The following is a 13,700-nucleotide window of genomic DNA, read 5'->3' as shown; positions in this document are numbered from 1 at the left end:
GCCGTGCGGCGCGGGCGGCCCCGGCCCCGGCGACGGTGGCGGTCAGGCCGAAGCCTCCTCCTCGGCCCGACGGCGGATCCGCCGCCAGGCCCCCTGCTGCACCAGCAGCGTCAGCACTCCCGCCACCACGATCCCGAGCATGTTCAGCAGCAGTTGCAGGCTGGAACCCCAGAACTGCCGGAAGTCGCCGTACCCCAGCGCGACCGCCGCGTTGGCGGCGGCCGGCACGGTGGTCACCGAGATCGCCACGCCGACCAGCATCCCGGCCTTGGCCGAGGTCAGCGAGAGCAGCCCGGCGATGCCCGCCAGGAACGCCACCACGAACGAGGTCGCGTCCGGCTGCCAGATGAACGAGGTGTTGGGCCGCGCCGCGTCGAACCGCTCGTGGCTGAACATCCCCAGCCCGTCCATCAGCAGCGAGAAACCGACGGTCAGCGCCATCGCCACCGCGAACCCCGCCACCAGCGCGTTCAGCGAGCGCAGGGCGGGCCGTGCCCGCCGCTGCACCACCGCCACGCAGAGCCCGGCGAGCGGCCCGAACTCCGGCCCGACCGCCATCGCCCCGACCACCAGGATCGCGCTGTCCAGCACCGCGCCGCAGGCCGCCAGCATCGTCGCCACGGTGAGGAAGGCCAGGTAGACGCCGGTGAGCGTGGACTCCTCGTGGGTGATCTCGGAGACCGCCTCCCAGACCAGCGCGTCCGCTCCCTCGCCGGGCGCGAGCCGCTCCGCCTCGTCGGCCGCCGCCGAGATGGTCAGCTCGATCTCCTCGACGTCGATCGCCCCGCGCTCGGGCAGGCCCGTCGCGCGCAGTTCGCCGAGCACCTCGTCCGCCGACTCGCGCGCCACGTCGCAGAGCACCACGTCCCCGGACGGCCGGACGGCGGCGCCGGGGAGCAGCACCACGTGGGTCACGCCCACGCAGCCGTCCAGGCGCGTCAGGACGGTGTCGCGCAGGTCGACGGGGACGATCAGGCGCAGGTGCAGCACGGATGCTCCGGGCGGGTGCGGCGGCGGGAGGCCAGCCCACCTTAGACGGCCGCCCCGCCCGCGGCCTGTCGGGCCGTCAAGCGGGGCGGGGCGGGGCGGATCACCGGACGGGACCAGGCGGGCCGTCAGGCGGGGCGGTGTGCCCGGCTGGACGGTCCCGCCGTCAGTGGGCCTCGCCGTCAGCGGGACCGGGCGTCAACGGGACCGGGCGTCAGTGGGACCGGTCGTCGGCGGGCCGCTTGGCCAGCTCGACGAGGTCGACGGTGGCGCGCGGGTCGGCGACCTCGATCACCAGTCGGCTGTACCGCTCGTCGACGAGCTCGATCACCACCGCCTTCTCCGGGTTCTTGACGTCCCAGAACACCCACTCGCCGCCCGAGCGGAACGTCCCGGCGGTGATCAGCCCCGGGAAGTGCGTACCGCCGACCCGGATGCCCTTGGGTTCGCGGAAGATCCCGGGGTCGACGGTGGCGCCCCGGACGTTGCCGAGCGGGATCTCGATCCGGCTCCTGATCGCCCAGAGCCGGTCGAGACCCTCGATCTCGACGACGAGGGTGTGGTCGGTGACGCTGACATGAGCCATGGAACTGTTCCTCCTGCTGATGGTCGAACGATGTCCTGTGTGACCCGGGTGGGGACGTGCTCAGCCGTTCGGGCCGACCCGGTCGGCGAAGGCCCGGAGCGACGCTCCCGACGGTCCGCCGACACCCGCGCGGGCCCGCAGCCGCAGGCCGAGCACGGTCGCCGCGAGCACTCCGGCGGCACCGGCCCCGTCGTCCCCGCCGGCGGCGTCACCCCCGCCGGCAGCGGGCCCGGCCACCCGGGCGATCGCGGTGTCGAGTGCGGCCAGGCCCTCGGCGACGAGCGCGCCGACCTCCGGATCGCGCCCGGCCCGTTCGACGGCGGCCGACAGCAGCAGTCCGCTGGCCGGTCCGCCGTCGAACGCGGCGGCCGCCTGCGCCAGCAGCGCGGACAGGCCCCCGGCCGCCCCGAGTGCTGCCGCGAGGGGCAGCACCTCCTGGTCGAGGTGGCGGCGCAGCGCGGCCAGGTAGAGGCCGCGTTTGCTGCCGAACACCTTGTAGAGGCTGCCCCGGTGGACTCCGAGGCCGGTGACCAGGTCGTCCACCGAGGTCCCCTCGTAGCCCCGGAGGGCGAACAGCTCGGCCGCCGCCTGTACGGCTTGGTCCTCGTCGAAGGCGCGTGGTCTTCCCATGGCGACGACTCTAGGAGTTAAAGAACGACCAGTCAAGAACGAGCGTTCTCAAACCTGTCGGCCCGACCACTTCGCCCGACCACTTCGCCCGACCACCCCGCCCGGCCGCCTCGCCCACCGCCTCACCCCACTCCGCCCCACCCGCCCCGCTCTGCCCCGCCCCTCGGCTCCACGGCACCGCGCCACCTCAGCCGGCCAGCACCTCCCGCAGGAGCCGGGCCTGCTTCACCAGCCGGCCGGCCCCCGGCCGGCCCGCCACCTCCGCCACGCCCGCCACCTCGCCACGGGCGCCGCAGCGGCGCGCGGCGTCCGCCGCCACCGCCAGCACGTCGGCCGTGCCGCGCAGCGCCTCGCCGCCGAGGAGGGCGGGCAGGGCCGTGGCCAGCACCGACCAGACGGTGCCGTAGGCGCCGGTGTCGGCCGTGGTGGCGAGGGCGTGGGCCAGCCGGTTGGGCTTCACCGTCCCGAGGGTGACCAGCTCGCCCAGCTCGCTGCCGAGCAGGGCGCCGTCCAGGTCGCCCCGGGCGGCGAGGACCAGCAGCGCGTCCACCGCCGCCGTGCGGTCCTCGGGGTACCGGGCCCCGAGGCCGTAGGCGACGGCGAGGTGGAGCGAGAGCCCGGCCGGGCCGCCGCCCTCGGCCAGCACCACGAGCATCCCGCCCGCGCCGCGCCGCTCGCGGTCGGCGGAGTCGGCGAACCAGTCGAGCCAGCGGGCCGCCTGCTCCTCGCGGTGGTGCGGGAGCATCGCGGCCCAGTGCGGGCTGGGCTCCCAGATCCACTCGTTCTGCTTGCGGGCCCGGTCCACGGTCGGCTCGGTGCCGTCCAGCAGCGCCCAGAACTCGGCCTCCAACCGCTCGCCCGCCGGGCCGGCCGGACCGCCCCCGCTGCCGGTCTGGGTGACCGCGACCCGCTTCACCACCTCCCACCAGCGGTCCCAGTAGCGCTGCCCGACCCGGGACTCGGGGCCGGGCGCGAAGACCACCCGGGCCGAGGGCTGCGCCGGCACACCGCCCTCGCGCAGCCACCGGGCCGCCCAGCGGCCGGCGGGCGAGGACAGCCGGTCGGCCGCCGCCAGGACGGCCGCCTCGGTCGTCGGGGCGACCCGCAGCAGCGCGGCGCTCAGGTCGGCCTTCCCGACCGCGGCACCGGCCGCCTCGTAGGCGGCCAGGCGCTCCACCAGCGCGGCCGCCGCGACCGTGCCGGTCGCATCGGTCGGGGTGGCGAGCAGCAGCGGCGGGCGGTCGGCGGTGACCCGCTCGGCCGCCTCGGTGAGCCGGGCGGCGAACACGTCGCCGTACACGGTTTGGCGGTCGCCGCGCAGCGGGTGCCGGCCCTTGTCGCGGAACACGGAGCCGCGCCGGTGCGGGTCGACCAGCCCGGCGACGGCCGCCGCGACGTACAGCACGTCGCCCGGGCCGCAGTCGTGCCACCGGCCGGCCTCGCGCCACGGGTTCGCCCGCAGCACCGGCTCCAGTGCCCCGGCCAGGGCCGCCCGGTCCCGGTGGGCGTGCCGCACCAGGCCGTCCAGGACCAGCTCGAAGACGGCGACGCCCGGCCGGCCCGAGGCCAGCAGCACCGCCAGCTCCTCGGCGACCTCCGCCGGGGTGGCGAGCGGATCGCCGAGCGGGGCCGGCACCGGCACCGGCGGGAGCAGCTCGCTCCACGCGGTGTCGTCGTCCTCGCCGCCGCCCACCGGCTCGCCGAACAGTTCGCCGGCCCGGGCGTGGTGGGCGGGGTTGAGCCCCGCGGCGGCGAGCCGCAGCTCGGGCAGGACGGCCTCGCCGGCCGCCTTGAGCCGGCGGGCCACCACGTTGAGCGCGCGCTCCTGGATCACCGTGTCGGGGTGGCCGAAGGCCTCGGCGGCGGCCAGCACCACCGGACCGGAGCGGTCCGGCGAGCGCCGGGCGGCCTGCTCCAGCCAGGCCAGCTGGGCGCGGACCAGCTTCTTCTCGCTGCGGAACAGCACCACCGCCGAGGCCTCGGTGAGCACCTCGGACTCGACCAGCCCGGCCTCGTCCAGTCCGGTGAGCACCTGCTGGGCGTGGCCGGCCACCGTCGAGAGCCCGTCCAGCATCGCGACCAGGTCGCGGACCCGGGAGGCGTACTCGGCCGGCGTGGGCGCGAGGGCGGTCAGCACGGCGAGGAAGGCCTTCTGGTCCGCCGGCCGGCCACCGCGGACCAGCCTGGCCACGCAGAGGTCCACCAGATCGGCGCGGTCGAACTCCGGGCCGCCCGCCAGCCCGGCGATCGCCTCCGGCCAGGAGTCGCCCGGCCGGGTGCTGTACCGGGAGTCGAGCGGCCAGCCGACCTCGTCGAGCTCGAACACCCGCGGCAGCAGCACCGGCGTGAAGGTGTCCGCCCGCAGGCGCTCCAGCAGGGTGTCGGCGGTGCCCCGCGGGCCGCGGTCGGCGCCGGCGGCCGAGCGCAGCCACTCGGCGGTGAAGTCGTCGGAGGCCGGCACCCGGCAGCCCGTCCGCCGCACCACCCGCTCGATCAGCGGGTAGAGGTCCCAGTTCCAGCCGCTTCCGCGCTTGGCGGCGAGCCGGCCGACCACCTCGATCTGCCACTCCTCCGGCTGGGCCTCCACCACCAGGCCGAGCGCGGGGTGCCGGGCCCAGGAGCGGCCGGCGAAGTCCCGCCCGCCGATCCAGGTGGCGGCGCCGGCCGCGCCGAGGTGGCAGCCCGCCCCGGCGACCAGCAGCGCGCCCATCCGCTGGCCGGCCTCCCTGGACCAGTCGCCGCGGGCCTCCTTGCGCAGCTCCCTGAGCACCGGGACACAGGCCCGCCGCTCGGCCGGGCCGAGCGCGGCGACCAGTGCCGGCACCTGCGGCACCCGCCCCTCGCGGACCGCCGCGAGCAGCGCCTCGACCTTGCCCGGCACACCCTGGGCAGCCGACACGTCCTCCGCGGTGCCCGTACCGGCTGTGGCGCGCGCGCCGCCCATCGTGCCCGTCCCGCCCGTCGCACTCATCGCGTCCCCTCCCGAAGCATCCCGTCCCGACCCGACCCGACCTGCACCGCACCGCCGTGCACCGCACCACCCAGCCCCGACCCGACCTGCACCGCACCGCCCCGGAGGACCTCCTCCCGGACCATCCCGACCGCCAGGACGTGCTTGCACGGCCCGCGCCCGCCGCGGTACTTGGCCCACCAGAGGCAGGTGCAGCCGACCGCACCCGCCGCGTCCGTCCGCACCCGCTGGATGTGGTCGTCCACCGTGACGGTGGCGAGCCCGCCGCCCTCCTCCAGCCGGACCGCCCCGGCCGCCACCAGGGCGCGCGCGGCCCGCAGCCGCGGGTTGCGATCCTCGGCCCGCCCTGCGTCGTACGGCAGCTGGCGGTGGAAGTAGGCGGCCTCGGCGGCGTCGTAGCCGATCTGCCCGCCGGTGCCGAGCCGGGTGAGCGCGGCGCGCACCCGGGCCGGGGTGAGCCCGGCCTGCTCGGCCAGCTCGGCGACCTCGATCCGCGGCTCCCAGGCGAGCAGCGCCGCGACCAGCTCGGCGTCCGGCTCGGCGGTGTCGGTGGCCAGCGCGCCGAGCACCCCGCCCTCGCCGGAGAAGCCCCGGGAGGCGTCCGGCGAGAGGGTGAGCGTCAGTCGCATCCCCGGGAGCACCACCTCCCAGGCGGAGGCGGCCGGGCCGTCGCCCGCGACCGGCCCGTAGACCCGCAGGGCCAGCGCGTGCCGCAGCACCCGCTGGAGCGCGGCCAGCCGCTCGGGGCCGGGCAGGCAGACCGCGCCGGGCACCGGCCGGGTGGTCGGGCGGAGCGTCCGCCCGGCCGGCACCACCCACTGGGCCGTCCGGGCCCCGGCCCGGCCGCCGCCGGCGCTGCCGCCGCGCGGCAGCGAGCGCAGGAAGCGGACCGCCTCGGCGGCGGGCAGCTCGGCCCGCAGGTCGAACCCGGCGGCGGTGACCTGCGTCTCGGCGAAGCCGCGCAGCCAGCGCTCCGGCAGCGGGACCTTCTTCTCGACGACCGGCCCGTCGAAGGTGGTGACCTCCAGGGCGTCCGGTCCGACGGCGAGGTGCAGCGGCTCGGCCCGGCCGATCCGGGAGAGCGCCTCGCGCAGCGGGTTGTTGACGTCGACGTTGGTGGTGCCGTGGCCGATCTCGTCGCCGTCCAGGCCGGCGGCGAGCACGTCGAGGCGGGCGTAGACACCGCAGCAGCCGGAGAAGGACTCGAACCGGAGCCGGTCGCCGTTGGCGGTGACCACCGGGTCGAGCGAGGCGCGCAGCTGCGGCTGGTAGTAGCGGGCCGCGGCGACGTCGGCGACCGCGAGCAGCGCGGCGGCGGCCGGCGCGGGCTCGGCCAGGAAGCCCGTGAAGAAACGGGGGTGGGCGGCCGCCCCGAGCGGGGTGGTGCCGCCGGAGGTCTCCAGGGCGAGGCGCCGGCCGGCCGCACCGTCGAGGACGGCGGACGGGCGCAGATAGGCGTACGCGTGTGCGGATTGCGACATGCCGAACACGTTAGGTCAGGGCACTGACAGTCGGCCGGTACGCTCCTCCCCCACCCGTCCCGAACGACTCGAACTGAAACAGGTTCTATCGGCAAGGTTCCCCCGAAAGGGTTACCCAGGTCACACCGGCGGGCGGGCGCCTTCTGTCACTATGGGCCCGTGACAGAGCTGACCGAACAGGAGAGACGGGCGACCGACGCCGCCGGCCCGTTCGCCGAGCTGCTGCTGATCGAGCGGCTCGACGAGAACACGTTCCGCGGCCACTGCCACGCCGGGGCGCCGATGCGCGCGTTCGGCGGCCAGGTCGCCGCGCAGGCGCTGGTGGCGGCCGGGCGGACGGTCGGGGCCGAGCGCGCGGTGCACTCGCTGCACGGCTACTTCCTGGTGGCCGGCGACCCGTCCCACCCGATCGACTACCGGGTCGACCAGGTCCGACAGGGCTCCTCCTACGCCACCCGCCGGGTGACGGCGATGCAGCGGGGCGAGGCGGTCTTCACCCTCTCCGCCTCCTTCAAGCGCCCCGAACGGGCCGCCGACCGGCACCGGGAGACACCATCCCTGCCCGGCCCCGAGGAACTGCCGGACGCCTTCGCCTCCTGGGACGACGCGGCGCGCGCGGCACTCGCCCGCAGCGGCTTCGGCGCCCTGGAGCTGCGCTTCGTCCCACCGGACGCGCCGGGCGTGCCGCCCGCCGTCCCGGGCATGCCGCAGCAGTTCGTCTGGCTGCGCGCCGGCTCCCCGCTGCCCGCCGACGACCCGCTGCTGCACGTCTGCGCGCTCACCTACCTCTCGGACCTCACGCTCGCCTCGACGGCCGGACTGCACCTGCAGCCGAACTTCTTCCAGCGCACCGAGCCGCCCCGGCTGCTGATGGCCTCGCTGGACCACGCGATGTGGTTCCACCGGCCGTTCCGGGCCGACGAGTGGCTGCTGTTCGCCCAGCGCAGCCCGTCCTCCTCGGACGGCCGCGGACTCTCCCTGGGCGAGTTCTACGACCGGGAGGGGCGGCTGGTGGCCTCCGCCGTGCAGGAGGCGCTGATCCGCGAGCGCGTGGTCGCACCGCGCTGACCACGGCCCGGACCGGTCACGCCCCGGCCGGCCCGCCCCGGCAGCCCGCCCGGGGCGGGCCGTCCACGGCCCGGTGACCGGTGGGAGAACGGCGGGCGGCCGGTCGGCGTCATATTCCTGAGCGGCCCCGGCCCGTATCATGGTGCGGGTGACCAAGGTTGACCTGTCACCACGGCCGGTGGAGGCGATGTCTCCGCGTCAACTCGAACGCCGCGAGAGTCTCATCGCGGCCGCGCTCGCCCTGGTGAACGAGATCGGCGTCGAGCGGCTGCAGATGAAGCAGGTCTGCGAGCGGTCCGGAGTCGCCCTGGGGACGGCGTACCGCTACTTCTCCTCCAAGGACCACCTGCTGGCGGCCGCCATCGCCGAATGGCACCGGCTGCTGCTGGCCGACCTGGTGGCGGAGCTGCGCGGACCGCGCGCCGGCCTGGGCGCCACCGACCGGGTGGTGCGGTTCGTCCGCGGCGGGATGCGCGCCTACCAGCGCCAACCCGAACTCGCCCGGCTCCGGGTGGCCGTCGCCGCCTCCACCGACCCGTTCGCCAGCGAGGCCCTGCAGGGCATGGCCCGGGCCGACAGCGCCGCGCTCCAGGCGGTGATGGCCGAGGTCCCGGCGGCCACGAGCGACCTGGTGCGGCACATCGTCGGCCACGCCTGGCAGGGCGAGCTGACCGCCTGGGTGACCGGCCGCACCACGCTCGGCGACGCCCGGCGGCGACTGGAGGACGTGGTGCGGCTGGTGCTGACCCCGTACGAGACCCCGTACCCGGCCCCGTACGAGGTCCCGTCCAGCGCCTGAGCCCCGCGGCGGGCCGGGGGACCGGACCTCCGGGTGTCCGGCCCCTCGGGGCGCGGTCAGGCCACCGTCACCGGGTGGACCACCACCGCGTCGAACAGGTAGCCCTCGCGGTTGAACACCGCCGTCTCGGGCTGGGTGTTGCCCCGGCGGTCGGTCGCCCGCGCCCGCAGCTCGTACGGCCCCGGCCGCTCCGGACGCCAGTCGATGCTCCAGCGCGTCCAGTTGCCGGCGCGCGGCTCGTCGCGGAGGTCGGCCCGGCGCCACCGCCGGCCGCCGTCGGTGGACACCTCGACCGTGCGGACCGCCGCCGCCCCCGACCAGGACCGGCCGTGCAGCCGGTGCCGGCGGCCCGTCGCCAGCACCGCCCCGCGGGCCAGCTCGAAGGCGCTCCTGACGGGCTGCACGGTGAGCGGGGCGCTGCCGCCGACCGGGTGGTCGGGGCCGAAGAGGCGGTAGAAGTCGGTGTTCCAGGGCGAGTAGAGCGGGTGGTCGGCGACCTCGACGGTGCCGACCCACTTGATCGAGGCGATCCCGACCCAGCCCGGCACCACCAGCCGGACCGGCGCACCGTGGTCGGGGGTCAGCGGCTCGCCGTTCATCTCGTAGGCGAGCAGCACGTCGTCCAGCGCCTTGGCCACCGGCAGCGGGCGGCGGACCCGGCCGAGGTTGACGCCGCCGGACACGAACTCCGGGTCGAGACCGCTCGGCAGCACGTCCACCGCGTCGTGGGTCAGACCGGCCCGCCGCAGCACGTCCGCCAGCCGCACGCCGCGCCAGTGGGCCGAGCCGATCCCGCCGAGCGTCCACGGGGTGCCGGGCACCGTCCGCTGCTGCTGGGTGGTGAAGAAGCTGCGGCCGTTGCCGGCGCACTCGACCACGGCGCCGAGCGAGTGGGCGGGGAGGCCGCGCAGGTCGTCGAGGGAGAGTTCGACCGGCCGGTCCCCGGTGGGGGCGCCGCGCAGGCCGCTGCCGAAGAGCCGCAGGCGCCAGCCGTCGGCGTCGATCAGCGGCGTGCTGGTGTGGTTGCGGACGAAGAACCGCTCGACCGGGATGTGGCGCCCGACCGGACCGTCGCCCGGGCCGCCGTCCGCTCCCCCGCGTAACGCGTCGAAGCGCATCTCGGCGTTGGTGCCGCGCGGCACGAACCACTCGGCGGGCAGCGGCTTGACGATCCCGGGCACCGGGCCGGCGGCCGCCGCGACGGACGGTTCGGTGGTGGACGATTCGGCGGCGAACGGTTCGGTGGTGGGCGCGGCGGCGGGCCCGACACCCGCGGCGCGCGCGTGGTCCGGGGTGAGCAGCGCACCGGCGGTGGGGGCGGCGACCACCCCGGCGGCGGCGAGCATGCGCAGCAGGGTTCTGCGGTCGACGCCGTCCGCGCGGGCCGCGCCGGCCAGCCACTGGCGGCGGCGGAGCTCGTCGTACACGGCTTCCGAGGGGATGTCGGCGGGCATGGGATCACTTCCGTTCGTGTCGTGTCGTGTCGTGGAGGTGGCGGCGGTCGTCGGCCGGGGTGGGGACCCGAGGCCGGCGCCGCGGCCGGAACAGGCCGGCGCCGCGGCGGCCGGCGGGGCCGGATCGGCCGGGGCGCCGGGTGGTCCGGGGTGGCCGTACGCAGGCTCAGCGACCGTGCCGGCGGCCGCGCGAGCAGGCGGCGCCAGCGGCCCCGCCGGCCGGTCTGCGGACGCCCGCGCGGGCGAACCCGCAGGCAGCGGGGAGGGCGGGCCGCCCTGCGGTCGTCGCTGTACGGAGTACCCCGGTCACGAGCCGGATCATAGATCCGACCCCGACACCGCGTCAGGCGATCATGGCGAATCGGCGGAGACCGGCCGGTCGGCAGCTTGACCTTCACACCGGTGTCAACTCCTAGCGTGCGGAGCGGGCCGACCATCCGGCCGGCCCGAACGTCCGCACAGGAGCACCGCCATGACCACGCCGAAGGTCGCCCCCGCCCCGCTCGCCCGGATCGTCCGGGGTTCCGGCCCCGGCCTGCTGCTCGCCCACGGGGCGGGCGGCAGCGCCCGCGAGAACTGGGGCCCGCTGATCGACGACCTCGCCGCCCACCGCACCGTCGTCGCCCCCGACTACCCGGGCTCCGGCGACAGCCCCGACGAGCCGGGCGAGCACTCGCTCGACGAACTGGCGGACCGTCTGGTGGCCTCCGCCGACGCGGAGGGCCTGGCCGAGTTCGACCTGGCCGGCTACTCGCTCGGCGCCGCCGTCGCCGTCCGGACCGTCACCCGCCACCCCGGGCGGGTCCGCTCCCTGCTGCTGCTCTCCGGGGTGGCCGGCGGATCCCAGCGGTTCCGGCTGCTGGCCGACCAGGCCGTCGCCCTGATCGGGCAGCCCGCGCTGCTGGCCGACCAGACCCTGACCGTGGCGTTCGGCCGCACCTGGATCGACGCCCTCCCCGCCGAGCAGCTCGCCGGTCTCCGGGCCGCGCTGGCGGCCGCGCCGGTCCCGGCCGGCTTCCGCCGGCAGTTCGACCTGGCCGCCGGCGCCGACGTCCGCGGCGAGCTGGCCGCGATAGCCGTGCCGACCCTGGTCATCTCCACCACCGAGGACGGCCTGGTCGCACCGGAGCAGCACCGCGCCCTGGCCGAGGGCATCCCCGGCGCCCGGCTCGCCGAGCTGACGGCCGGCCACCTGCCGATGGTCGAGCGGCTGCCCGAGCTGCGGCGGCTGGTGCTGGACTTCCTCACCGGCCCGGCCGCCGCGTAGCGCCTGCGCGGCGGGGCCGGGCGGCGGGGGCCGGGCGGCGGACAGCGGGTGGCCCCTGCAGCCCAAGGCCGGGCGCCCGACGCCAGGTGGCAGGCGCCAGGCGGCAGGCGGCAGCGATCCGGCCCCCGACCTGCCGTTGTCACGCTCCGCCGGGCGCTCCGGGGAACACCCCGACGGGGAGCGGCGTTCGCCCGGTCATGCGCATCGGAGAACTCGCCCGCCTGACCGGGGTGTCCACCCGCCTGCTGCGGTACTACGGGGAGCAGGGCCTGCTCGAACCCGCCCGGTCCGCCGCCGGCTACCGCGAGTACACCGAGGGGGACGCGATCCGGGTGCGGCAGATCCGCAGCCTGCTGGCGGCGGGCCTGTCCACCCGGGTGATCGCGAGCATCCTCCCGTGCGCCCGCGGCCCGATCCCGGCCCTGGAGGCCTGTCCCGACCTGCTCGGCACGCTCCGCGGCGAACTGGCCGAACTCGACGCCCGGATCGACGAGCTGACCCGCAGCCGGACGGCCCTCGCCGGGTACCTGGACGCGGCACTGCCCCCGACGCACGAGTACGCGGCGGCCGCGGCCTGACGGACCGCCGCCCCGGCGCCGCGTCACCTCCCCCTCCCCGGCGTGCCCTCCCCCGCCTCCTGGCGGGAACTGGACATAGTACGACATGTATCCCTTTTCCGATCATGCCGTCGACCAGCCAGTACGCCGCGAGAGGTACCCCCATGACCAGTCAGCCGCCCGAGCCGCCGGACGAACCCGCCGCCACCCTCCCCGTCGACCGGGCGGTGTTCGGGATCAGTGCCGCCCTGGTGCTGGCGGTCGTCGCCTGGGGCGTCTTCGCCGAGGACTCCCTCGGCCGGACCTCCGGCACCGCCCTCGACTGGGTCCTGCACAACTTCGGCTGGCTGTTCGTCGTGGCCGCCGACGTCTTCCTCGTCCTCACCGTCCTGCTCGCCTTCAGCCGCTTCGGCCGGATCCGGCTCGGCCGCGACGACGACGAGCCGGAGTTCTCCACCCTCGCCTGGATCGCCATGATGTTCAGCGCCGGCATGGGCATCGGCCTGATGTTCTACGGCGTCGGCGAGCCGCTCCAGCTGTGGGCCAGCCCGCAGCCCGGCTCCGGCCTGGAGCCGCAGTCCCCGGCCGCCGCCCAGCAGGCGCTGGAGTTCTCGCTCTTCCACTGGACCCTGCACCCCTGGGCGATCTACGCGGTCGGCGGCCTCGCCCTCGCCTACACCACCTTCCGCAAGGGCCGGGGCAACCGGATCTCCTCCGCCTTCGTCCCGCTGATCGGGCAGCGCGGCGCCGACGGCTGGCCGGGCCGGGCGATCGACATGCTCGCCGTCTTCGCCACCGTCTTCGGCTCGGCCACCAGCCTCGGCCTCGGCGCCCTCCAGGTCGCCGACGGCCTCGGCTTCATCTCGTCCGTCGAGAACACCGAGCGCACCCAGCTGATCATCATCGGCTCGCTGAGCGCCGCCTTCGTCGTCTCCGCCTTCTCCGGAGTGCACAAGGGCGTCAAGTGGCTCTCCACCGCGAACGTCGTGCTGGCCTCGCTGATCATGCTCTTCGTCTTCGTCTTCGGCCCGTCCGTCTTCGTCCTGGACGCGATCCCGTCCACCGTCGGCGGCTACCTCTCCGACCTGCTCGCCATGTCCACCCAGACCGGCGCCTTCACCGACGAGAGCTGGCTCGGCACCTGGACCATCTTCTACTGGGCGTGGTGGCTCTCCTGGGCGCCGTTCGTCGGCACCTTCATCGCCCGCATCTCCCGCGGCCGCACCATCCGCCAGTTCCTGGTCGGCGTGCTGCTGGTGCCCAGCGGGGCCACAGTCGTCTGGTTCTGCGTGATGGGCGGCACCGCCATCCGGCTGGACTCCACCGGCGCCGCCGACCTCGTCGCGACCATCCCGCAGGGCGCGGAGGCGTCGCTGTTCGAGATGCTGCGCTCGCTGCCGCTCGGCTCGGTGACCAGCGTGGTCGCGGTGCTGCTGGTGATGACCTTCTTCATCACCAGTGCCGACTCCGCCTCGCTCGTCCTCGGTTCGCTCTCCAGCCGCGGGTCGCTGCACCCGCGCACCTGGCTGGTGGTGGTCTGGGGCGTCCTGATGGGCGGGGTCGCCGCCGCGCTGCTGCTGGCCGGCGGGCTCACCGCGCTGCAGAACGCCACCATCCTGGTGGCACTGCCGTTCGTCGTGGTGATGCTGCTGCTCTGCGTCGCCCTGGTGAAGGAGCTGCGGGAGGACCCCGCCGCCGGGCCCTCCCGCTTCCACGCCGCCCACGGCCTGCGGGACGCCGTCCGGGTCGCCGTCGGCGACGCCCTCGCCGACGCCCGGCGAGGCGACCGGCATCCCCCGTCCGAGTGAACCCTCCACGCCCCGCCCGACCCCCGGGGCGGGGCGTGACCTGCGGCGTTGCGCATGGTGCCCAACCCGACGCCCACCCCCCATCCGGACTT

At 76.2% G+C, this 13,700-nt stretch carries 11 protein-coding genes; 5 read left to right on the top strand and 6 right to left on the bottom strand.

The annotated features are described in order from the left end of the window. Positions 1-42: 42 nt before the first annotated feature. From AC067J_RS11465 to AC067J_RS11445, 5 genes are all read right to left on the bottom strand, one after another. On the bottom strand, positions 43-990 hold the full coding sequence (locus AC067J_RS11465; protein WP_478297936.1) for a DUF389 domain-containing protein: 948 nt from the start codon (positions 988-990) through the stop codon (positions 43-45). Positions 991-1,201: 211 nt separating this feature from the next. Beyond that, positions 1,202-1,573: a PH domain-containing protein gene (locus AC067J_RS11460; protein WP_478297934.1), complete on the bottom strand. Its 372-nt coding sequence runs from the start codon at positions 1,571-1,573 to the stop codon at positions 1,202-1,204. 60 nt (positions 1,574-1,633) lie between these two features. Then, positions 1,634-2,203 (bottom strand): TetR/AcrR family transcriptional regulator, encoded by a 570-nt coding sequence (locus tag AC067J_RS11455; RefSeq protein ID WP_478297932.1) that lies wholly within the window; start codon positions 2,201-2,203, stop codon positions 1,634-1,636. A 187-nt stretch (positions 2,204-2,390) separates the two neighbouring features. Next, positions 2,391-5,174, bottom strand: a complete 2,784-nt coding sequence (locus AC067J_RS11450) for a DUF7824 domain-containing protein (protein WP_478297930.1) — start codon at positions 5,172-5,174, stop codon at positions 2,391-2,393. Beyond that, positions 5,171-6,655 carry an SWIM zinc finger family protein gene (locus AC067J_RS11445; protein ID WP_478297928.1) on the bottom strand — a complete coding sequence of 495 codons (1,485 nt, stop codon included), beginning with the start codon at positions 6,653-6,655 and terminating at the stop codon, positions 5,171-5,173. Before AC067J_RS11445 ends, AC067J_RS11450 begins: the two co-directional genes overlap by 4 nt. A 159-nt stretch (positions 6,656-6,814) precedes the next feature. On the opposite strand from AC067J_RS11445, the gene AC067J_RS11440 reads away from it, so the two are divergent. After that, entirely contained in the window at positions 6,815-7,723 is a 909-nt protein-coding gene (locus AC067J_RS11440; RefSeq protein ID WP_478297926.1) for an acyl-CoA thioesterase, read from the top strand. A 148-nt stretch (positions 7,724-7,871) separates the two neighbouring features. Next, positions 7,872-8,522 carry a TetR/AcrR family transcriptional regulator gene (locus tag AC067J_RS11435; RefSeq protein WP_478297924.1) on the top strand — a complete coding sequence of 217 codons (651 nt, stop codon included), beginning with the start codon at positions 7,872-7,874 and terminating at the stop codon, positions 8,520-8,522. A gap of 56 nt (positions 8,523-8,578) precedes the next feature. Here AC067J_RS11435 and AC067J_RS11430 read toward each other — a convergent pair whose 3' ends face one another. Next, on the bottom strand, positions 8,579-9,976 hold the full coding sequence (locus AC067J_RS11430; protein ID WP_478297922.1) for a sulfite oxidase: 1,398 nt from the start codon (positions 9,974-9,976) through the stop codon (positions 8,579-8,581). Between the two features lie 472 nt (positions 9,977-10,448). On the opposite strand from AC067J_RS11430, the gene AC067J_RS11425 reads away from it, so the two are divergent. The 3 genes from AC067J_RS11425 (at position 10,449) to AC067J_RS11415 (ending at position 13,608) form a co-directional block, all read left to right on the top strand. Beyond that, positions 10,449-11,243: an alpha/beta fold hydrolase gene (locus tag AC067J_RS11425; RefSeq protein ID WP_478297920.1), complete on the top strand. Its 795-nt coding sequence runs from the start codon at positions 10,449-10,451 to the stop codon at positions 11,241-11,243. 197 nt (positions 11,244-11,440) lie between these two features. Continuing rightward, positions 11,441-11,821: a MerR family transcriptional regulator gene (locus tag AC067J_RS11420; protein WP_478297918.1), complete on the top strand. Its 381-nt coding sequence runs from the start codon at positions 11,441-11,443 to the stop codon at positions 11,819-11,821. A gap of 143 nt (positions 11,822-11,964) precedes the next feature. Continuing rightward, a complete protein-coding gene (locus AC067J_RS11415) occupies positions 11,965-13,608 on the top strand; it encodes a BCCT family transporter (protein WP_478297916.1) in 1,644 nt (547 codons plus the stop codon). The last annotated feature ends 92 nt before the right edge of the window (positions 13,609-13,700 follow it).

This window comes from Kitasatospora sp. NPDC042419 (genome assembly GCF_056437345.1).
The sequence above is the reverse complement of the archived record's forward strand: the minus strand, read 5'-3'. Positions and strand labels throughout refer to the sequence as shown.